This window comes from Paraoerskovia marina DSM 21750, from assembly GCF_000701465.1.
Classification (GTDB): Bacteria; Actinomycetota; Actinomycetes; order Actinomycetales; family Cellulomonadaceae; genus Paraoerskovia; species Paraoerskovia marina.
On the sequence record NZ_JNIY01000003.1, the window covers coordinates 515,940 to 535,888 of the forward strand.

Below are 19,949 nucleotides of genomic sequence, written 5' to 3' on the forward strand. Positions count from 1 at the left end.
TCCTGCGCGTCCGTCCGGGACTACGTCTGCGCGGGCAGGCGGACCTCGAACACGGTGCCGGTCTCGGCGCCCGGGTCGGCCACCGACGTCACACGGACCCGGCCGTGGTGCGCCTGCACGACCGCCTCGGCGATCGCGAGGCCGAGGCCCGTCGAGACGGTGGCCCCCGTGCGGCCGGCGTTGCCACGGCTGAAGCGCTGAAAGAGGTGCGGGATCTGCTCGGCGGGGATGCCCGGGCCGTCGTCCGTGACCGTCACGACGACGTCGTCGCCCGCGGCGCGGAGCCCGACGACGACCCGGGTCCCGGCCGGCGTGTGCACGCGGGCGTTGCCGACGAGGTTGGTGAACACCTGGCGCAGGCGCATCTCGTCGCCGAGGACGACGAGGTCGGGGGCGTCGTCGGGGCCGCCGGGCAGGTCGAGCTCCCACTGGTGGTCCGCCCCGGCCGCGTGGGCGTCCGTGACGGCGTCGACGGCGAGGATGGAGAGGTCGACGGGCTCGCGGACGAGAGGGCGCCCTGCGTCCAGTCGGGCGAGCAGCAGCAGGTCTTCGACCAGGGAACCCATGCGTGCCGCCTCGGACTCGATGCGGTCGAGCGCGCGCTGGGTGTCCGGGGCCACCTCGTCGGGCGAGCGCCGGACGAGCTCGGAGTACCCGCGGATCGAGGCGAGCGGTGTGCGCAGCTCGTGGGAGGCGTCGGCGACGAACTGCCGGACCTGGGTCTCGGAGTCGTGGCGGGCGGTCAGCGACGTCTCGACGTGGTCGAGCATCCGGTTGAGCGCGGCGCCCACCTGACCGACCTCGGTCCGTTCGTCGGCGAGCGACTCGTCGACGCGGGGGATCTCGGCCACCTCGCCACGGTCCAGCGGAAGCTCGGAGACACGCGCCGCGGCGCCGGCGACGGCCTCGAGCGGACGCAGGTTGCGGCGGACGAGCCATGCCCCGACGAGGCCGGCGATCACCACGCCGATCGCCGCGAGCAGGACCTCGACGAGGACGAACTGCGAGACGACGCTGCTGACGGTCGACGTGCTCATCGCGGTGACCACCGTCATGCCGTCCTGCGAGTCCTCGCCGGGGCCCGCTCCGTCCGGGGTGCCGACGGACTCGGCGACGGCGCGGTAGTCGCCGAGGTCGGGGACCGCGACGTCGTGCGCCGCGCCGTCGGTGCTCACCTCGGACAGTGCGTCGGCCTGCTCGTCGGTCAGGGCCACCCAGGTTCCGCTCGTGTTCACGTAGCCGCCGTTCGCGGTCCCGTCGACGACGATCATGTTGATGGTCCCGGCGTTCTGTCCCGGGGGTGGTCCGAGTGTCCCGGCGCCGTCGCCCGTGCCGTCGCCGTTGCCGCCCCCGGCGTTGTCGAGCGGGAACCGTACGGCGCGCTCGCTCGCCGCGTGCAGCTCGCTGTCGAGCTGGCTGTAGAGGTTGTCGCGGATGGCGACCGCGGAGGCGAACGCCAGCGCTGCGGAGAACGCGAGCAGCAGGACGATCAGCACGCCGACCAGTCGGCGGCGCAACGTCACCGCACGACGGGAGCGCTCGGTCACGGGGTGTCCGTCGCCGCGGGCTTGAGCACGTAGCCGACCCCTCGCAGCGTGTGGATCATCGGCTCGCGGCCCGCGTCGATCTTGCGCCGCAGGTAGGAGATGTAGAGCTCGACGATGTTCGCCTGCCCGCCGAAGTCGTAGGCCCAGACGCGGTCGAGGATCTGTGCCTTCGACAGCGCGCGTCGTGGGTTGCGCATCAGGAAGCGCAGGAGCTCGAACTCGGTGGCCGTGAGGTGGATCTCCTCACCCCCGCGGGTGACCTCGTGGGAGTCCTCGTCCATCACGAGGTCGCCGACGACGACGGTCGCGTCCGAGCGGGCGGCGCTCGCCCCGGCCCGTCGCATGAGGGCGCGGAGGCGGGCGACGACCTCCTCGAGGCTGAACGGCTTGGTGACGTAGTCGTCCCCCCCGGCCGTCAGGCCCGCTACCCGGTCCTCCACCGAGTCGCGCGCCGTGAGGAAGAGCACGGGGACGTCGGGGGAGTGCGCGCGCATCCGCTGCAGCACCGTCAGCCCGTCGATGTCGGGCAGCGTCACGTCGAGCACGACGACGTCGGGGTCCACCTCGCGGGCCAGCCGCACCGCGGTCTGGCCGTCGAGCGCCGTCGAGATGTCCCACCCCTCGTAGCGCAGGGCCGAGGTGAGGAGCTCGGCGAGGTTCGGCTCGTCGTCGACGACGAGGACGCGCAGGGGGCTGCCGTCGGGGCGGGTGAGGTTTTCGATGGCCACGGATCCATCGTCGCCCCCCGACATCAGGTCCGCCTGTGCGGGGTCTATGAGTCCCCTGTGTGCTCTTCCGGTTGGGCGAGGGGGAGGGTCGCCCGTGCGCTGCCGGCAAGCGTCGCGCTCATGATCGCCTCGATGGCGAACGCGGTGCTGTCCGCGAGCCGGACGGCCTCCGGGTCGAGGAGCCACTGGCTCTGCAGGCCGTCCATCACGCCGATGATGGCGCTCGCGGCGCGGTCGAGCGTCGCGCGGTCGAGGTCGACCTCGACGCTCCGCTCCGCCGCGACCTCGGACAGGGCGGTGCCGATCGACTCTCGAAGTACCCGGAACCGCTCCGTGACCCAGTCGGCCGCCGGATGCCCGTCGGTCACGGACTCGCCGGTGATCGCGGTGTACGCCTGGACGATACCCGGGCGGTCCTCGTTCATCCGCGCGGTGCGCACGAGGTGACGGAAGAGCTCCAGTCCCTCGGGAATGTGCTGCCCCTCGAGGTGCTCGACGTCGACGCGGTCGCGGAACTCGAGCACGGCGATGAGCAGGCGGTCCTTGGACCCGAAGTGGTGCAGGACGCCGGCATGGGTGATCCCGACCTGTTCGGCGACCTCGGCGAGAGAGCCGTTGTGGTAGCCGCGAGACCCGAAGGTTCGCATGGCGGCGCTGAGGATCTCCTCCCGGCGTTCTGCGGTCGCAGCCCGCGGGCGCCGCGCGCGGGCTGTGCCTGAGGCGGGCCTCTCCTCGGCGGCTGTGGTCGATTCCATGTCGCAACCATACTGTGATCTAGATCAACTTACTAACTCGTCAGTAAGTGTGGTTCTATGTGAGCACAGTCACTTACTGGGTAGTCAGCAAATGCCCGGACGAAGCCGATGACAACGACGTCAAGGAGTACATGCGTGTCGACCCAGACGAGGCCCGAGACCGGCCTGCTTGCGCGATCGGTGCTCGGCGCCCTCACGCTCGAGGAGAAGATCTCCCTGGTCGTCGGCCGGGACATGTGGACCACCCGTGGCCTGCCGAGGGTCGGGCTCCGGCCGATCGCTCTCTCCGACGGTCCGGTCGGCGTGCGCGGGACCAGCCCGGACGAGTCGGTACGCTCCGCGATGCTCCCCGCGCCGAGCGCGCTGTCGGCGACGTGGGACCGAGAGCTCGCGTGGCGTGTCGGCGCGCTCTTCGCGTCCGAGGCGCGTCGTCACGGGGTCGACGTCGTCCTGGCACCCCAGGTCAACCTCCAACGGACCCCGGTCGGCGGCAGGCACTTCGAGTGCTACTCGGAGGATCCGCACCTGACCGCCGAGATCGCCGTCGCCGTCGTGAGCGCGGCACAGGAGCGCGGCGTGGGCATGTGCGTGAAGCACTTCGTCGCCAACGACTCGGAGACGGACCGGACCAAATACGTCGCGCGGGTCGAGGCGCGTGCCCTGCGCGAGGTGTATCTCCCGCCCTTCGAACGGCTCGTCCGTGAGGCGGGCGCGTGGTCCGTGATGGGGGCGTACTCCGGCGTCGACGTCGGCGGCGTCGCTGCACCCGCGCTCGAGCACCGCCCGCTGCTGACCGGCGTCCTCAAGGACGAGTGGGGCTTCGACGGCGTGGTCGTGAGCGACTGGGTCGCGACCAAGTCGGTCCTGCCCGCCGTCCGCGGCGGTCTCGATCTGCAGATGCCGGGCCCGGACGGTCCGTGGGGAGTCGGGTTGCGCGACGCGGTGGCGGCGGGCGAGGTCACCGAGGCCGAGCTCGACGAGAAGGTCTCCAGGATCCTGCTCCTCGCGGAGCGGGTCGGCGCGCTGGCCGGTGCCGACGCTGCGGCGGCACCGGCCGGCACTGCCTGGCCCGACGCGGTCGGCGAACGACCGTCCGACGCCGCGCCACCGGCGCAGAGCATCCTGAGGGAGGTCACCGCCCGCTCCGTCGTCGTGCTCAAGGACGACCCGCGGCTGATCCCGACGGGTGTGCGGAACGCGCGGAGGATCGCCCTGGTCGGACCGAACGCGGCCGAGCTCTTCCTCCAGGGCGGCGGGTCCTCCTTCGTCCGACCGGACCACGTGACGCACCTGCCGTCCGAGCTGCAGGCGGCGCTGCCGGCGACGCGGGTCGACGTCCATCCGGGAGCCAGGGCCCGGCAGAACCCGCCCGCGCTCGACGTCGGCGCTCGATGCACCGACCCCGAGAGCGGGCTGCCCGGCGTACGGATCGAGCTGCTCTCCGCCGACGGGCACGTCCTGTCGTCCGTCGTCCACGACGAATGGAACGGGTGGTTCGCCGAGGTCGTACCGGAGGCCCGCACCCTGCGACTCACGACCTCCGTCCACCTGGCCGAGCCCGGACGCCACGAACTCGGCGCCGGCACCGTCGGGGTGCACCGTGTCCTCGTCGACGGCCAGCTCGTCTGTGCCGGAGACGTCGTCGTCGCCGAGGAGATCATCCTCAGCAGCGGTCACAACCACCCGGTCGCCACCACGGTGGTGTTCGACGTCGACGAGCCGACCGACGTGGTGCTGGCCGCCGAGCTCCAGGTGGTCCATCCGGTCGGATACGACTCGTTCGTCCGCGCTGCCCTCGTCCACCGGCTGCCAGGGCCGGGCGACGACGAGGTGATGGCGCAGGCGGTCGAGGCCGCGAGGGCCGCCGACCTGGCGGTCGTCGTCGTCGGCACCACCGAGGAGGTGGAGTCCGAGGGGTTCGACCGCACGTCGCTCGACCTGCCTGGAAACCAGGACGAGCTCGTCCGGCGGGTCGTCGCCGCGAATCCGCGCACCGTCGTCGTGGTCAACGCCGGGGCGCCCGTCCTGCTGCCGTGGCTCGATGGCGCGCCGTCCGTGCTGTGGGCCTGGCTGCCCGGCCAGGAAGGCGGTGCGGCGCTCGCTGACGTGCTGACCGGACAAACCGAACCGTCGGGCCGGCTTCCGTGGACGTTGCCCGCGCGAGCGTCGGACGTCCCCGTGCCCCACGCGACACCCGTCGACGGGATCGTCGAGTACATGGAGGGCGTCCACGTCGGCTACCGCGCCTGGGAGCGCGACGGTCTGACACCGGCCGCCTGCTTCGGCCACGGACTGGGGTGGACCACCTGGTCGTACGACGGCGTCACGCTCGTCGTCGATCCGGATCACCCGGGCGACGTCACGGTGGACGTCACGATCCGCAACGACGGCGAGCGCTCGGGCCGAGAGGTCGTCCAGGTCTACGTCGAGCCCCCGCCGGGGTCGCAGGACGACCGCCCGCGGCGGTGGCTCGGCGGCTTCACGGTCGTCGACGTCGATCCGGGAGAGTCGGCGACGGCACGTGTCCGCGTTCCGCTCCGTGTGTTCCAGGTCTGGTCCGTCGACACCTGGGTCACGCCCGTCGGTCGTCACACGCTTCGTGTCGGTCGGTCGGTCCGAGACCTTCGCCTGACGGTGGGTGTACCGCCCCTGTCCCCGAACAACCCGTAGGACCGCTCGCGGGGACGACCCCGTGGACGACATCAGTGCAAGGAGGCACTCGTGAAGAATCGCAAGCTCATGCCGCTCGTCGCCCTCGCTGCGGCGACCACCCTGTTCACCGTGACCGCATGCTCGGGAGGAGGTGACGAGTCGGCCGACGACACGACGAACGCCGACGGCGCCGTCTCTCAGGGCGAGGTGCTCACGGTCGGCATGCCCAACGGCACACAGACGGAGAACCAGAGTCCCTTCGCCACGGGATCGTCCGCCCTGTCTCTCGGGTACGCCTTCGTCATCTACGAGCCGCTGATGATGGTCAACGACGCGATCCCGTCCGACGACCCGAAGCCCTGGCTCGCCGAGTCCGTCGACTGGAACGAGGACTTCACCGAGGCGACGATCACCCCGCGCGAGGGAGTGACGTGGTCGGACGGCGAGGAGTTCACCGCGGACGACGTCGCCTTCTCGATCAACCTGCGGAAGGAGTTCGAGGGGCTCAACACGGCGGCACTGCCGTACGAGGACGTCTCGACCGACGGATCGACGGTGACCGTGACCTTCTCGGCCCCGCAGTTCGTCAACCAGACCAAGCTCTACGACCTCCTGATCGTCCCTGAGCACCTGTGGAAGGACGTCGAGGACCCGACGACGTTCGAGAACACCGACCCCGTCGGAACAGGTCCTATGACATTGGAGTCGTGGACGCCGCAGGCCGCCACCGTCGTCGCGAACCCGGACTACTGGGGTGGGACCCCGGCCGTCCCGGAGATCCGGTACTCCTCGTACAACGACAACAACGCGCTGACGACCGCGCTCACGACGGGCGAGGCGCAGTGGGGGTGGACGTTCATCGCCGACTACGAGAACGTCTACATCGCCCAGGACCCGGAGCACTACCACCAGTACGCGGCCGCCGGGCTCGGGATCGACGCGCTCTTCCTCAACAACGAGCAGAAGCCGTTCGACGACATCGCCTTCCGCAGGGCGCTCAACATGGTGGTCGACCGCCAGCAGCTGGTCGACATCGCGACCTCCGGGGTGAACCCCGCGCTGACGAGCGTCTCGGGCATGCCGATGCCGGCCGGCGAGGACTTCCTCGCGTCGGACCTCGAGGGGCAGGACTACGCCGTCGACGTCGAGGGGGCGAAGGCTCTCCTCGACGAGGCCGGCTACACCGGCGTCGGTGAGTCGCTCGTCGACCCCGACGGCGAGCCGGTCGCCTTCGAGCTGACGAACCCGGCCGGCTGGAACGACTACCTGACGGCGCTCGACCTGATCAAGACAGCGGCGGCGGAGCTCGGTGCGGAGGCCACCGTCCAGCCGGCGAACCAGGACGGCTGGTTCGCCGACATCATCCCGCCGGGCAACTTCGACGCGAGCCTGCACTGGACCGACGGAGGTGCGACCCCGTGGGACATGTACGCCGACATCATGGACGGCGGCCAGTACGTGCCGCTCGGCGAACCCGCGAACTGGAACTTCGGGCGCTTCCAGAACGACGACGTGACGGCGGCGCTCGCCGACTACGCCAGCGCCACCGACGACGAGACCCGCAACGAGGCGATGGACACCGTCCAGCAGGTCTTCGTCGACGAGGTGCCGGCGATCGCCATCTGGTCGCGGCCGGCGACGGCACAGTACTCGTCGCTCAACTACACCGGGTGGCCGTCGGAGGACGACCCGTACAACCAGGCGCAGCCCACGGGTCCGCAGGCCGCCGAGATCGTCATGAACCTCGAGGTCGCGACCGACTAGGGGTGTCGCGGTGCGACGGCCCGGCCGTCGCACCGCACCTCTCGACCACAGCCAGGGCGCCACGTGGTGCCGCTCCGTCGCCGGCTTTGCCGGCCGTCCCGATCAAGGTGATGTTCATGCCCGCACCGTCCAGCGTCGACCCGCCTGCCCTGCGCGTCGTCGGCCTGCAGAAGCACTTCCCCGTCCGGGGCCTTCGATCGAAGAAGGTCGTGCACGCGGTCGACGACGTCGACCTGGAGCTGCACGCGGGAAGCGTCGTCGCGCTGGTGGGGGAGTCCGGCTCGGGCAAGTCCACCGTCGCGCGTCTGCTCGCCCGGCTGATGCCCGCCACGGGGGGGACGATCGAGCTGCACGGCCGCGACGTCACCGGCGGTGGCCGTCGCGCGTTCCGCCGGTACGTCGGCCGGGTCCAGATGATCTTTCAGGACCCGTTCGGCTCGCTGAACCCGGTCCACACGGTGCGCTACATCCTGACCCGGAGCCTGCGGATCCATCGAGGCAGGCTCCGGGGCGAGGCGCTCGAGGAGGCCCTCGCCGAGCTGCTCGAGCGGGTGCACCTTGCACCCGTGGAGCGGTACGTCGACAAGTACCCCCACGAGCTCTCAGGAGGTCAGCGGCAGCGCGTGGCCATCGCCAGGGCGCTCGCCGCGGACCCGGAGGTGCTGCTCGCCGACGAGCCGATCTCGATGCTGGACGTCTCGATCCGCCTGGGAATCCTCAACCTCCTCCGGGACCTGCGTGACCGGATGGGGATCGCGATCCTCTACATCACGCACGACATCGCGTCGGCGCGCTACTTCGCCGACCGCACGATGGTGATGTACGCGGGACGCGTGGTCGAGGTCGGTGACTCGGAGTCCGTGACGCAGGACCCGAGGCATCCCTACACGCAGCTCCTCGTGGGCTCGGCCCCGGACCCCGACGACATGAGCACGCGGGCGCGCGGGGCGCACGGCGAGGCTCCGAGCCTCGTCTCGCCGCCGCCCGGCTGCCGGTTCAACACCCGATGCCCGTTCGCGACCGACCTGTGCCGCGAGGAGGTCCCGGAGCTGCTCGACGTCGGTGACGGCCGGGCAGCGGCCTGCTGGGGCTACTCCGACCGCTCGGACCGGCCCCGCCTCGGCTCCGTGCTCGAGGCCTACGGCAGCCGGACGTCGTCGCCGGGAGAGGGGGCGGCGTCGTGAAGTTCCTGACCCGGCGACTCGCCTTCTACGTCGTCACGGCGTGGGCCGCCGTCACGATCAACTTCCTGATTCCCCGGATGATGCCGGGGGACCCGGTCACCGCACTGATGGGACGCATGCAGGGTCGCATCGACTCGAGCGCCGAGAACTCGATCCGTGTGCTCTTCGGGCTCGACCAGGACACGAACGTCTGGCAGCAGTACGTCGAGTACTGGCGACTGCTCTTCCAGGGCGACCTGGGGCTCTCGTTCACGTTCTTCCCGACGCCCGTCGCCGACATCGTCCGGCAGTCGCTGCCCTGGACGGTCGGGCTGGTCGGTATCGCGACGATCATCGCGTTCGTCCTGGGCACCGGCCTCGGCATGGCGATCGGCTGGCGCCGCGGTACGTGGGCGGACGCGCTGCTCCCCATCACGACGTTCTTCTCCGCGGTGCCCTACTTCTGGCTCGGGCTCATCGCCATCACGGTGTTCTCGGTGACCCTGGGCTGGTTTCCCTCGAGCGGGAGCTATGACCGGGGACTCATCCCGGGGTGGAGCTGGGAGTTCGTCGGGTCCGTCATCTACTACGGGTTCCTCCCCGCGCTGACCGTCGTCCTCGCGTCCGTGGCCGGGTGGATCCTCGGGATGCGGAACATGATGGTGACCGTCTCGTCGGAGGACTACGTCACCGTCGCCCACGCGAAGGGGCTCCCGGGCCGCAAGGTCATGTTCGGCTACGCGGCTCGCAACGCGATCCTCCCGCAGATCTCCAGCTTCGCCCTGTCCCTCGGCTTCATCGTCGGGGGCACGCTGATCATGGAGATGGTCTTCTCGTACCAGGGGATCGGCTACACCCTCTACCAGGCGGTATCCACGCAGGACTACCCGCTGATGCAGGGCTGCTTCCTGGTGATCACGCTCTCCGTGCTCGCGGCGAACATCGTCGCCGACTTCGTCTACGCCGCACTCGACCCGCGCACCCGCCAGGAGGCATGAGATGACGACGGACACGACGCTCGTCGAGCAGATCCCGGATCTCGAGACCTCGGGACGGCCGAAGAGAGCCCGACAGAAGAACCTGCTCTTCCTGCGCAACTCGAAGGCGATCACCGGACTGGCGATTCTCGGCTTCTTCGCCGTGCTCGCGATCGTCGGTCCCTGGATCGCCCCGTACGACCCCAACCAGATCTCGCCGGACCTCGTGCAACCGCCCTCGGGCTCCCACTGGCTGGGTACCGACCACCTCGGGCGTGACGTGCTGTCGCAGCTCGTCGTGGGGACCCGGAGCGTGCTGGTCGTCGGGTTCGTGGCCGGTGTCGCGGCGACCTTCATCGGCGTCGTCGTCGGGGTCACGGCCGGATTCGTGGGCGGGGTCGGCGACGAGACGCTCTCGGCGCTCGCGAACGTCTTCCTCGTCATCCCGCAGCTGCCCCTCATCATCATCATCGCCGGGCAGCTGCCGACGGCGGGCGGGCTGACCGTCGCACTCGTGATAGCCGCGACCGGGTGGGCGTGGGGAGCGAGGGTCCTGCGCGCCCAGACGCTCTCCCTGCGACGGCGCGACTTCATCGAGGCCGCACGGGCGAACGGCGAGCGGACGTGGCGGATCGTGCTGGCCGAGATCCTGCCGAACCTGACGGCGATCATCGCGGCCGGCTTCGTCGGGACCGTGACGTTCGCGGTGCTCTCGCAGATCACGCTCTCGTTCATCGGGATCCTCCCGCTCGACACCTGGAACTGGGGGACGGTGCTCTTCTGGGCCCAGAACAACCTCGCCCTCCAGCGGGGGGCCTGGTGGTGGTTCGTCCCGGCCGGCCTCTGCATCGCAGGACTCGGCATGGCGCTGACCTTGATCAACTTCGGCATCGACGAGTTCGTCAACCCCCGCCTTCGGAGCACCGGAATGCACGCCCGGTCGCTGCGACGTCGAAAGATCCGTCCGCGCGTCGGCTTCACGCCGGTCGTGCACGAGGCGCAGGAGGACCGCGCATGAGCACGTCCGCAATCCCACGCACAGCCCCTCGCGAGGGGGGCGCCCGCACCGGCGCACCGGTGCTCGAGATCAGGAACCTCTCGGTCGACTACGGGTACGGCTCCGACCCGACCCATGTGCTGCGTCAGGCCTCGCTGACCCTTCACCGGGGCGAGGTCCTCGGCCTCGCGGGAGAGTCCGGCTGCGGCAAGTCGACGCTCGCCTACGGAGCGACCCGGCTGCTGCCGCCGCCCGGTCTCGTGACGGGCGGGCAGGTGTGGTTCACGGACCGGGACGGCACGAGGTCGGACATCCTCGCGCTCGACGACGCCGCCCTGCGTGCCTCGAGATGGCGGGACATGGCGATCGTCTTCCAGGGAGCCATGAACTCCCTGAACCCCGTCTTCCGGATCGGACGACAGATCGCCGACGGGATCCTCGCCCACTCGCCGGGCATGAGCCGGGCCGACGCGACGGAGCGGGCTGCCGCGATGCTGGAGATGGTGGGCATCTCGCCCGACCGCCGTCGGGACTTTCCGCACCAGCTGTCGGGCGGCATGCGTCAGCGCGTGATGATCGCCATGGCGCTGTCCCTGGACCCGCAGGTCCTGATCATGGACGAGCCGACGACAGCCCTCGACGTGGTGATGCAGCGGCAGATCGTCGAGCAGATCGCCGAGCTGCGCGAACGTCTCGGCTTCGCCGTCATCTTCATCACCCACGACGTCTCCCTGCTGATCGAGATCGCCGACCGGATCGCGATCATGTACGCCGGGGAGGTCGTCGAGGAGGCAGCCGCCCAGGACGTCTACCGGCGGCCCCGTCACCCGTACACCGATGCGCTCCTGCACTCGTTCCCGCCGTTGCGGGGGCCTCGTCGTGAGCTGGGCGGGATCCCCGGGTCGCCGCCAGATCTCGCCCGCCTTCCCACGGGATGCCCGTTCCGCGCCCGGTGCGCCTTCGCGTTCGACGCCTGTGCTCACGTGGTCCCGGAACTGGCGGAGACCGGCGTTCCCGGGGACGCCCCGTTCCGACGCGTGGCCTGCCTGAGGCACGACACGCGCTCCGTCGTCGAGGCCGGGTTCGACCCGCAACCTCTCCCCGAGGAGCTCGCACGACGGTAGTCGCGTGTCCGAGCGACGGGTCAGCACGGTGGCCTACGGTGATCGCATGACCACACCTTCCGGCACGTCCGGGTCGAACGGCATGCCCGGAGAGCTGCCGCCCACGGTTCCGCTGCCCGCGGCCAGGACCGCGCGTCCGCAGCGAGCCGCGTCGCCCTCGGGAAGCGTCCCGCTGCAACCCCTCGAGCCCGCCGCCGGAAGCGTCGCGGCGCGCGTCCTCGCCGGGGTGGCGGGGGTCGCGGCCGCCGTTCTCGTGTGGGTCGTGTGGAGGTATTTCGTCGGCACCTACGACGGTCAGCGCGCCGACTGGGCCGCGTTCGAGGGCGCGACGTACGGCCAGGGCAGGCTCTGGCGCGTCGCCGAGCCCGTCCTCGACGTCGTCTCGATCTCGTTCGTCGTCCTCGGCGTCGGAGCCGCGATGGGCATCGCGCTCGTCCGACGCCGGTGGGCGCTCGCGATCCAGGTCGCCTTCCTCGTGGCCGGGGCCAACGTGACGACGCAGCTCCTCAAGCACGTCGTCCTCGACCGCACGAACCTCCTCGGCACCTGGGACTCGGGCAACACCCTGCCGAGCGGGCACACCACCGTCGCGGCCTCGGTCGCCGTCGCGCTCCTCCTCGTCGTACCGCGCAGGGGCCGCCCGCTCACGGCGCTCCTCGGGGCCGGCTACACCGCCGCGACGGGCGTGTCGACGCTGGTGGGGCAGTGGCACCGGCCCAGCGACGTGATCGCCGCGGTGCTCGTCGTCCTCGCGTGGACGGGGATCGTCCTCGCCTTCACCCCCGCCTCGGGGCTGGACCGCGTCAGCCCCTCCGAGCCGACGGTCGGCGCCGGGTCGTGGACCACCGCCGTGCTGCTCTGGGTCGGTGGCGGCGCGGCGCTCGCGGGCGCCGGTCTCGCGCTCGAGCGGGTCCTCGCGGCTGCGCCGTGGCAGGAGCCGCAGACGGTGGCCTACGTCGGGGGCGCGTTCGGGGTCATCGGGTGCACCGCGGTCGCGTTCGGCCTCATGCTGGTGCTGCGCCAGGCGACCGGACATCCGGGCGCGGCGGCACAGGTGGCTCGCCACCAGTAGTGTGCAAGCCGTCCACGAACGGCAACACGGCCGGACCAGGTGGCGTACCGTCGGGTTCTGCCACAGCATGCGTACGGGCTCGACGCCCGTCGCACAACCCAAGGGAGCAGGAACGGATGCCCGCAGGACGCAAGCTCGTGATCGTCGAGTCGCCCGCCAAGGCCCGCAAGATCCAGGGCTATCTCGGGGACGACTACGTCGTCGAGGCCAGCGTCGGCCATATCCGTGACCTTCCGCAGCCGTCGGAGATGCCGGCGGAGATGAAGAAGGGCCCGTACGGCAAGTTCGCCGTCGACGTCGACAACGGCTTCGACCCGTACTACTCCGTCTACGGCGACAAGAAGAAGAAGGTCGCCGAGCTCAAGCGCTACCTCAAGGACGCCGACGAGCTCTACCTCGCCACCGACGAGGACCGCGAGGGCGAGGCCATCGCGTGGCACCTGATCGAGGCGCTCAAGCCCAAGGTGCCGGTCAAGCGCATGGTGTTCCACGAGATCACCAAGGACGCGATCACCCGCGCGCTCGAGAACACCCGTGAGCTGGATACGGACCTGGTCGACGCCCAGGAGACCCGGCGGATCCTCGACCGGCTCTACGGCTACGAGGTCTCCCCGGTGCTGTGGCGCAAGGTCCGTCAGGGCCTCAGTGCGGGTCGCGTTCAGTCCGTCGCCACCCGCCTCGTGGTCGAGCGCGAGCGCGAGCGCATGGCGTTCGTCTCCGCGGAGTACTGGGACGTGACCGGGTCGTTCTCCCTCGCGGACACCACGCACGACGACGCGGGGACGGCCTTCGGGGCACGTCTGGTCGAGCTCGACGGCACCCGGGTCGCGTCCGGTCGCGACTTCGACGACCGAGGCCGGCTCAAGTCGTCGGCCAAGGGTGTGAGCCACCTCGACGAGGCGACGGCCCGCGCCGTGGTGGCCGGGCTCGACGGGTCCTCGTTCACCGTCCGCAGCCTGGAGACCAAGCCGTACACGCGACGCCCGGCGGCACCGTTCACCACCTCGACCCTGCAGCAGGAGGCCAGCCGCAAGCTGCGGATGACCTCGCGCCAGGCGATGCGCACGGCGCAGGGCCTGTACGAGAACGGGTACATCACCTACATGCGTACGGACTCGCCGGCGCTGTCCACCGAGGCCACGAACGCGGCCCGCGGTCAGGCCGCAGAGCTCTACGGCGCGGACTTCGTGCCGCAGAAGCCGCGCACGTACGCCAACAAGTCCAAGGGTGCGCAGGAGGCCCACGAGGCGATCCGTCCCGCGGGCGACACGTTCCGGACGCCCGCGCAGGTCGCCTCCGAGATCAGCGGCGACCAGTTCCGGCTCTACGAGTTGATCTGGAAGCGCACGGTCGCCTCGCAGATGGCCGACGCCAAGGGTTCGACGGCGTCCGTCCGGCTGGCGGCCGCGACGCCCGACCACGGGGACGCCGTGTTCGCGGCCTCAGGGACCGTCATCACGTTCCGCGGGTTCCTCGCGGCGTACGAGGAGTCCTCCGACGTCGACCGGTACGCCGACGACTCCGTCGAGGCCGTGACGAGCGGCTCGGGCACGGGTGGCAAGAAGGCCGGCGAGGCGCGACTGCCCCAGATGTCCGAGGGCGACGCCCTGACCTGTGAGGACCTCACCGCCGACGGGCACTCGACGTCGGCCCCGCCCCGGTACACCGAGGCGAGCATCGTCAAGGCTCTCGAGGAGCTCGGCATCGGCCGACCCTCGACGTACGCCTCCACGATCTCCACGATCCAGGACCGCGGCTACGTCCTGTCCCGCGGCCAGGCGCTGGTCCCCAGCTGGGTCGCGTTCGCCGTCGTGCGTCTGCTCGAGGAGCACTTCGACCGGCTCGTCGACTACGACTTCACCGCCACGATGGAGGCGGGCCTCGACTCGATCGCCGCGGGTGAGCGGGACCGGGTCGCGTGGCTCGAGGAGTTCTACCGCGGCGACGGCAGCGGCTCGCGCGACTCCGGCGGACTGCGGGGCTTGATCGAGCAGCTCGGCGACATCGACGCGCGCGAGATCAACTCGATCCCGCTCGGCGAGGGCGTCCAGCTCCGTGTCGGCCGCTACGGTCCGTACGTCGAGGACCTGGCCGTCGAGGTGAAGGAGGGGGAGAACCCGCCGCGCGCCTCCGTGCCCGACGACGTCGCGCCCGACGAGCTCACGCTCGACATGGCGCGGGAGTTCCTCGCCGCGGGCGCCGACGACGGCAAGGAGCTCGGCACGCACCCGGAGAGCGGTCACCCGATCGTCGCGAAGTCCGGCCGCTACGGGCCGTACGTCACCGAGGTGCTCCCGGAGCCCGAGATCGACCCGAGCCTGTCGGCCGCCGCGAAGAAGAAGGCGAAGGCCGCGGCCCCGAAGCCGCGGACCGGCTCGCTGCTGAAGAACATGACGCTCGAGTCCGTGACGCTCGAGGACGCGCTGCGCATCCTCTCCCTGCCCCGCGTCGTCGGCAAGGACCCGGAGACCGACGTCGAGATCACGGCTCAGAACGGCCGCTACGGCCCGTACCTGAAGAAGGGGACGGACTCGCGCACGCTGCCCGACGAGGAGTCGATGTTCACGGTCACGCTCGAGGAGGCCCTGGAGCTGTACAAGCAGCCCAAGCGCGGGCGCGGCCGGACGGCGGCACCGCCGTTGCGCGAGATCGGCACCGACCCGGAGACCGAGAAGCCCGTCGTCATCAAGGACGGCCGGTTCGGCGCGTACATCACCGACGGCGAGACCAACCGGACCGTCCCGCGTGAGCTGACGGTCGAGTCGATCACGCCGGAGCGTGCGTTCGAGCTGCTGGCCGAGAAGCGGGCCCAGGGCCCCAAGAAGAAGCCTGCTGCGAAGAAGAAGGCTCCGGCCAAGAAGACGACCGCCAAGAAGCCCGCGGCCAAGAAGACGGCGACGACCAAGGCGGCGGCCAAGGAATAGCGCGGTCCCGTGGAGAAGATGCACGCTGACGAGCTCGATGTCGACGAGGTCCTTGTCGCCTCTCTCGTCGCGGAGCAGTTCCCCGCGTGGGGACGGCGCCGGGTGGTCCGTGTCGCTTCGGCCGGCACGGACAACGCCATGTTCCGGCTCGGTGACGATCTTGTCGTCAGGCTGCCTCGGGTCCCCGGTGCAGCGCATCAGGTCGCCAAGGAGCAACGGTGGCTGCCGTACCTCGCTCCCCACGTGCCGCTGCACCTGCCCGTGCCCGCAGGAGCTGGGGCCGCGACCGAGGCGTTCCCCCTGCCCTGGTCCGTCTACCGGTGGCTGGACGGAGACGACGCCCTCGTGGCACCGCCCGACGACCTGGCGGTGGCCGCCGAGGATCTTGGCCGGTTCGTTCACGCGCTTCAGCGGGTTCCGGCGACGGGTGGACCCGCCTCGTTCCGGGGTGGCCCGCTGTCGACCAGGGATGTCAGCACGCGTGACGAGATCGGCTCGCTCGGGGATCGCGGCGCCATCGACGGTGAACTGGCTCTGGCGTACTGGGAGGGCGTTCTCGGACGTCCGCAGTGGCAGGGCGACCCCGTGTGGCTGCACAGCGACCTGCTGCCGGGGAACCTCCTGACGCTCGATGGTCGGCTGAGCGCGGTGATCGACTTCGGTGGCTGCGGCATCGGTGACCCTGCCTGCGACCTGATGGCCGGGTGGACGCTCTTCGATGCTGCGTCGAGGCCCGTGTTCCGGGCGGCCAGCGGCGTGGACGACGGGACGTGGGCGCGTGGCCGAGGGTGGGCGTTCTGCTTCGGAATCGGGGCATGGCACTACTACGAGGTGACAAACCCTGCGCTTGCTGCTGTCGGCCGGCGCGCCGCCCTCGAAGTTCTCAGCGAGCTCGACGGAACGGGACGGCGCGGCCTCTAGTCCACGGTGACCGCGTCGAGCACCGGCAGGCGTGCCGCCCGGATCGCGGGCCAGACGCTCGCGATCAGCCCGATCACCACCGCGGCGCCGAACACGCCCAGCACCTGGTCCCAGGGGATCGCCAGGGTCGAGAGGCCTTCGTCAGCGAGAACCCCCGGCAGCGCGGCGCCGATCGCGATGCCCACGGCCACGCCGAGGACGGTGCCGTAGAGGGAGATCATCACAGCCTCGATGGCGATCACGCCCGCAAGCTGTAGTCGGCCGAGCCCCACCGCGCGCAGCAGCCCGATCTCCCGGGTCCGCTCGATGATCGACAGTGCGAGGGTGTTCACGATCCCGAGGAGCGCGATGACGATCGAGAGCGCGAGCAGCGCGTACAGGATCGCGAGCACCTGGGTCACCTGGTCGGCGAACGACGAGGCGAGCTCCTCGCTGTCGAGGACCGTGAGCACCACGAACGGCTCGACGGCGCTCTGCAGATCGGTCCGGAGCGTCGCGAGATCGGTCCCGTCTGCCGCCGTCACGTAGACCACGCGCACCGTCTGCTGGCTGGGCGGCAGGAGGTCGTCGACCATGCTCTGGGGCAGCACGAGGTCGGTGGTCACGATCTGGCTGTCCACGACGGCCCCGACCGTGACCTGCGTCGAGGCCTCCCGCCCGAGCGTGAGGGTGTCGCCGACCGCCCAGCCGCGCTCGCGTGCCGCGATCCGTCCTACCACGGCCTCTCCGGCGTCGAGGGCCCCGTCGGGGTCGCCGTCGTCGACGACGACGTCCAGCGCCGTCGAGAAGAACCCGGGCTCGACGCCCGCGAGGGTGACGTCGCCGTCGTCGGACGCGACACCGCCGAGCCGCACGGGATCGGTGCGCTCGACGCCCGCGACGTTCTCGACCGCGGCGACGGCGTCCTCGGGCACGGTGAGGGTCGCGGAGTCGACGACGTAGTCGGCGGCCACCTCGTTCTCGACGATGGAGCGCACCGAGGCCTGCGTGGAGGCCGCGATCACCCCGGTGACGCTGACCAGTGCCATGCCGATCATCAGGGCCCCCGCGGTGCTGGCGGTGCGTCGGGGGTTGCGCGTGACGTTGCCGCGGGCGAGTCGGCCGAGCGGGCGCAGGGGGAGCAACGGCCACGCGAGCGTGGTCAGGACAGGGCGGGCGAGCGCGGGCGAGACGAGCAGCGCGCCGAGCAGGACCCCGGCGGCGCCGAGGCCGAGCAGCCACCGGGGATCGAGGTCGTCGAGGAACGAGACGCCGACGCCGTCGACGGACCGACCGAGTGCCGAGGCGAGCGCGAGCAGGCCGGCCCCCACCACGAGCACGAGCGTGCCGACGACGGTGAGGACGCGTGTCTGACGTTCCGGGGCGACCTCGTCGCGCATCGCCTGCACGGGCGGGATCGTGGCCGCGCGGCGTGCCGGCACCGCGGCCGCGGCGAGACTGACCCCGACGCCCACGGCGACGGCCACGGTGATGTCGTCCGAGCCGAGACGGACGGTCCCGCCGAACTCCATACCCTGCGCGGCGAGCACCACCTGGATGAGCCGTACCAGCCCGGCTCCGGCCACGATGCCGACCCCTGCGCCGAGCACGCCGACCACCAGCGCCTGCGTGAGGATCGACCGGAAGACCTGCTGCGGGGAGGCGCCCAGCGCGCGGAGCAGCGCGAGCTCGCGCATGCGCTCGCGCACGGACATCGAGAACGTGTTCGCGATGATGAAGGTGCTCACCACCAGGGAGATCGCCGCGAACACGAGCAGGAACGTCTCGACGAACCCGAGGATCTGCTCGACGCCGGCGCTCGCCTCGGCGCGGGCCTCGTCGCCGGTCACGGCCTCGGCGCCGGACGGCAGCACCTCGGCCACCCGCGCGGTCAGTTCCTCCTCGCCGACCCCGTCCTCGGCGAAGACGCTGATCGTCGACACGACGCCGTCGGGGGCGAACGTCGCGAGCGCGGTCTCCTCGTCGATGCCGACGAGGATCGCCCCGGCGGCCGACGCCTCGATCGAGAACGTCCCGACGACGGTCACGTCCTGCGGTGCGTCGCCGAGCACCACCTGGGTGGCGTCCCCGACGGTGAGCCCGGCAGTCGCGGCGGCGGAGTCCTCGAGGACGATCTCGTCCGGACCCCGCGGCCACGTGCCGCCCGAGAGCGTCAGGGCAGGGTCGTCGTCGTACACGGGAAGCGCGGTGCTGGGCGGGCCGGTGGTGACCACCGGTGTCCCGTCGGCACCCACCAGGACGACAGGACCCGAGGCGTCGGCCGACGCGCGAGCCACCCCGTCGACCGCGGCGACGTCGTCGACCACCGAGAGCGGCACCGGCTCGCGCGGGTCCCCGAAACCGGTGACGGATCCGCCGCCGGCGGCCGGGGCCTGCGCAAGCGGCTCGGAGCCGCGCACGTAGGTGTCGGCGACGACGGTCGTGGCGATGATGTCCTCGAACGTCGCGGAGAGGACGGACCGGAACGCGAAGCTCCCGACGACGAACGCAACACCGAGCGTCACGGCGAGCACGGACAGGACGAACCGCACGAGGTGCGCCCGCACGCCGCGCAGCGCGACGCGGATCATGACGCCATCTCACCGAGCGCGTCGAGGACGGTCTGCTGCGTGGGGTCCATCAGGTCACCGGCGATCCGGCCGTCGGCGAGGAACAGGACCCGGTGGGCGTACGACGCCGCACGCGGGTCGTGCGTCACCATCACCACGGTCTGGCCGAGCTCGTCCACGGAGCGTCGGAGGAACCCGAGCACCTCGGCCGACGAGCGCGAGTCCAGGTTGCCCGTCGGCTCGTCCGCGAAGACCACCGACGGGCGGGAGACCAGCGCCCGTGCACAGGCGACGCGTTGCTGCTGACCGCCCGAGAGCTCGGCGGGTCGGTGGTGCAGGCGGTTCTCCAGCCCGACGGCGGCCACGACCTCGTCGAACCACGCGCGGTCGACGGTCGCCCGGGCGATGTCCAGGGGGAGGGTGATGTTCTCCTCGGCGGTGAGCGTGGGCACCAGGTTGTAGGACTGGAAGACGAACCCCACCCGGGTCCGGCGCAGCGCGGTCAGGCGCCGCTGGCTCATGCGCCCGATCTCGGTGCCGTCGACGACGATCGTCCCCGCGGTCGCACGGTCGAGCCCCGCGAGGCAGTGCATCAGCGTGGACTTGCCCGACCCGGAGGGGCCCATGACCGCGGTCAGATGGGCGCCGTCGAGGTCGACGTCGACCCCGTCGAGGGCGCGGACAAGCGTGTCGCCCTGGCCGTACACCTTGACCAGACCGCGGGCCGAGACCTTGCTCATGGAGGACTCCTCGTCGTCGGGGCTCCATCCTCACCC

General features: G+C 71.1%; 14 protein-coding genes. 9 read left to right on the forward strand and 5 right to left on the reverse strand.

Annotated features, from left to right (window positions below; all coding sequences use genetic code 11):
• Window positions 1-20 precede the first annotated feature (20 nt).
• Genes Q343_RS0102515 through Q343_RS0102525 form a run of 3 tightly spaced genes read right to left on the reverse strand, consistent with a single transcriptional unit; the run spans window position 21 to window position 3,030 of the window.
• Entirely contained in the window at window positions 21-1,547 is a 1,527-nt protein-coding gene (locus Q343_RS0102515; protein WP_052366795.1) for a sensor histidine kinase, read from the reverse strand.
• Complete coding sequence (locus Q343_RS0102520) at window positions 1,544-2,299, reverse strand: response regulator transcription factor (RefSeq protein WP_029252016.1); 756 nt, start codon at window positions 2,297-2,299, stop codon at window positions 1,544-1,546. The genes Q343_RS0102515 and Q343_RS0102520 overlap by 4 nt, the downstream gene beginning before the upstream one ends.
• A gap of 20 nt (window positions 2,300-2,319) precedes the next feature.
• Window positions 2,320-3,030, reverse strand: coding sequence for a TetR/AcrR family transcriptional regulator (locus Q343_RS0102525; protein ID WP_052366796.1), 711 nt, complete (start codon window positions 3,028-3,030; stop codon window positions 2,320-2,322).
• 135 nt (window positions 3,031-3,165) lie between these two features.
• Between Q343_RS0102525 and Q343_RS0102530 the strand changes: the two genes are divergently transcribed.
• From Q343_RS0102530 to Q343_RS0102570, 9 genes are all read left to right on the forward strand, one after another.
• Entirely contained in the window at window positions 3,166-5,700 is a 2,535-nt protein-coding gene (locus tag Q343_RS0102530) for a beta-d-glucosidase (protein WP_029252018.1), read from the forward strand.
• Window positions 5,701-5,751: 51 nt separating this feature from the next.
• Complete coding sequence (locus Q343_RS0102535) at window positions 5,752-7,446, forward strand: ABC transporter substrate-binding protein (RefSeq protein WP_052366797.1); 1,695 nt, start codon at window positions 5,752-5,754, stop codon at window positions 7,444-7,446.
• Between the two features lie 116 nt (window positions 7,447-7,562).
• Complete coding sequence (locus Q343_RS0102540; RefSeq protein WP_043109485.1) at window positions 7,563-8,630, forward strand: ABC transporter ATP-binding protein; 1,068 nt, start codon at window positions 7,563-7,565, stop codon at window positions 8,628-8,630.
• Window positions 8,627-9,607 carry an ABC transporter permease gene (locus tag Q343_RS0102545; protein WP_029252021.1) on the forward strand — a complete coding sequence of 327 codons (981 nt, stop codon included), beginning with the start codon at window positions 8,627-8,629 and terminating at the stop codon, window positions 9,605-9,607. Before Q343_RS0102540 ends, Q343_RS0102545 begins: the two co-directional genes overlap by 4 nt.
• A gap of 1 nt (window position 9,608) precedes the next feature.
• A complete protein-coding gene (locus Q343_RS0102550; RefSeq protein WP_029252022.1) occupies window positions 9,609-10,604 on the forward strand; it encodes an ABC transporter permease in 996 nt (331 codons plus the stop codon).
• A complete protein-coding gene (locus tag Q343_RS0102555; RefSeq protein ID WP_029252023.1) occupies window positions 10,601-11,707 on the forward strand; it encodes an ABC transporter ATP-binding protein in 1,107 nt (368 codons plus the stop codon). Before Q343_RS0102550 ends, Q343_RS0102555 begins: the two co-directional genes overlap by 4 nt.
• 46 nt (window positions 11,708-11,753) lie before the next feature.
• Complete coding sequence (locus Q343_RS13780) at window positions 11,754-12,779, forward strand: phosphatase PAP2 family protein (protein WP_248616722.1); 1,026 nt, start codon at window positions 11,754-11,756, stop codon at window positions 12,777-12,779.
• Window positions 12,780-12,895: 116 nt separating this feature from the next.
• The gene (topA, locus tag Q343_RS0102565) at window positions 12,896-15,703 is read left to right on the forward strand and encodes a type I DNA topoisomerase (RefSeq protein ID WP_029252025.1); all 2,808 of its coding nucleotides are present in this window, start codon (window positions 12,896-12,898) and stop codon (window positions 15,701-15,703) included.
• An 18-nt stretch (window positions 15,704-15,721) separates the two neighbouring features.
• Window positions 15,722-16,624, forward strand: a complete 903-nt coding sequence (locus tag Q343_RS0102570) for an aminoglycoside phosphotransferase family protein (protein WP_029252026.1) — start codon at window positions 15,722-15,724, stop codon at window positions 16,622-16,624.
• Here the strand turns inward: Q343_RS0102570 and Q343_RS0102575 are convergent.
• Complete coding sequence (locus tag Q343_RS0102575; protein ID WP_029252027.1) at window positions 16,621-19,194, reverse strand: ABC transporter permease; 2,574 nt, start codon at window positions 19,192-19,194, stop codon at window positions 16,621-16,623. The genes Q343_RS0102570 and Q343_RS0102575 overlap by 4 nt on opposite strands.
• Window positions 19,191-19,913, reverse strand: a complete 723-nt coding sequence (locus Q343_RS0102580; protein WP_029252028.1) for an ABC transporter ATP-binding protein — start codon at window positions 19,911-19,913, stop codon at window positions 19,191-19,193. Before Q343_RS0102580 ends, Q343_RS0102575 begins: the two co-directional genes overlap by 4 nt.
• Window positions 19,914-19,949: the final 36 nt, after the last annotated feature.

Bases quoted from the DNA above. Each gene is read 5' to 3' on its own strand.
- Q343_RS0102520 (WP_029252016.1), bottom strand. From the start codon at position 2,299: ATGTCGGGGGGCGACGATGGATCCGTGGCCATCGAAAACCTCACCCGC.
- Q343_RS0102525 (WP_052366796.1), bottom strand. From the start codon at position 3,030: ATGGAATCGACCACAGCCGCCGAGGAGAGGCCCGCCTCAGGCACAGCC.
- Q343_RS0102540 (WP_043109485.1), top strand. From the start codon at position 7,563: ATGCCCGCACCGTCCAGCGTCGACCCGCCTGCCCTGCGCGTCGTCGGC.
- Q343_RS0102550 (WP_029252022.1), top strand. From the start codon at position 9,609: ATGACGACGGACACGACGCTCGTCGAGCAGATCCCGGATCTCGAGACC.
- Q343_RS0102555 (WP_029252023.1), top strand. From the start codon at position 10,601: ATGAGCACGTCCGCAATCCCACGCACAGCCCCTCGCGAGGGGGGCGCC.
- Q343_RS13780 (WP_248616722.1), top strand. From the start codon at position 11,754: ATGACCACACCTTCCGGCACGTCCGGGTCGAACGGCATGCCCGGAGAG.
- topA (WP_029252025.1), top strand. From the start codon at position 12,896: ATGCCCGCAGGACGCAAGCTCGTGATCGTCGAGTCGCCCGCCAAGGCC.
- Q343_RS0102570 (WP_029252026.1), top strand. From the start codon at position 15,722: ATGCACGCTGACGAGCTCGATGTCGACGAGGTCCTTGTCGCCTCTCTC.
- Q343_RS0102575 (WP_029252027.1), bottom strand. From the start codon at position 19,194: ATGATCCGCGTCGCGCTGCGCGGCGTGCGGGCGCACCTCGTGCGGTTC.
- Q343_RS0102580 (WP_029252028.1), bottom strand. From the start codon at position 19,913: ATGAGCAAGGTCTCGGCCCGCGGTCTGGTCAAGGTGTACGGCCAGGGC.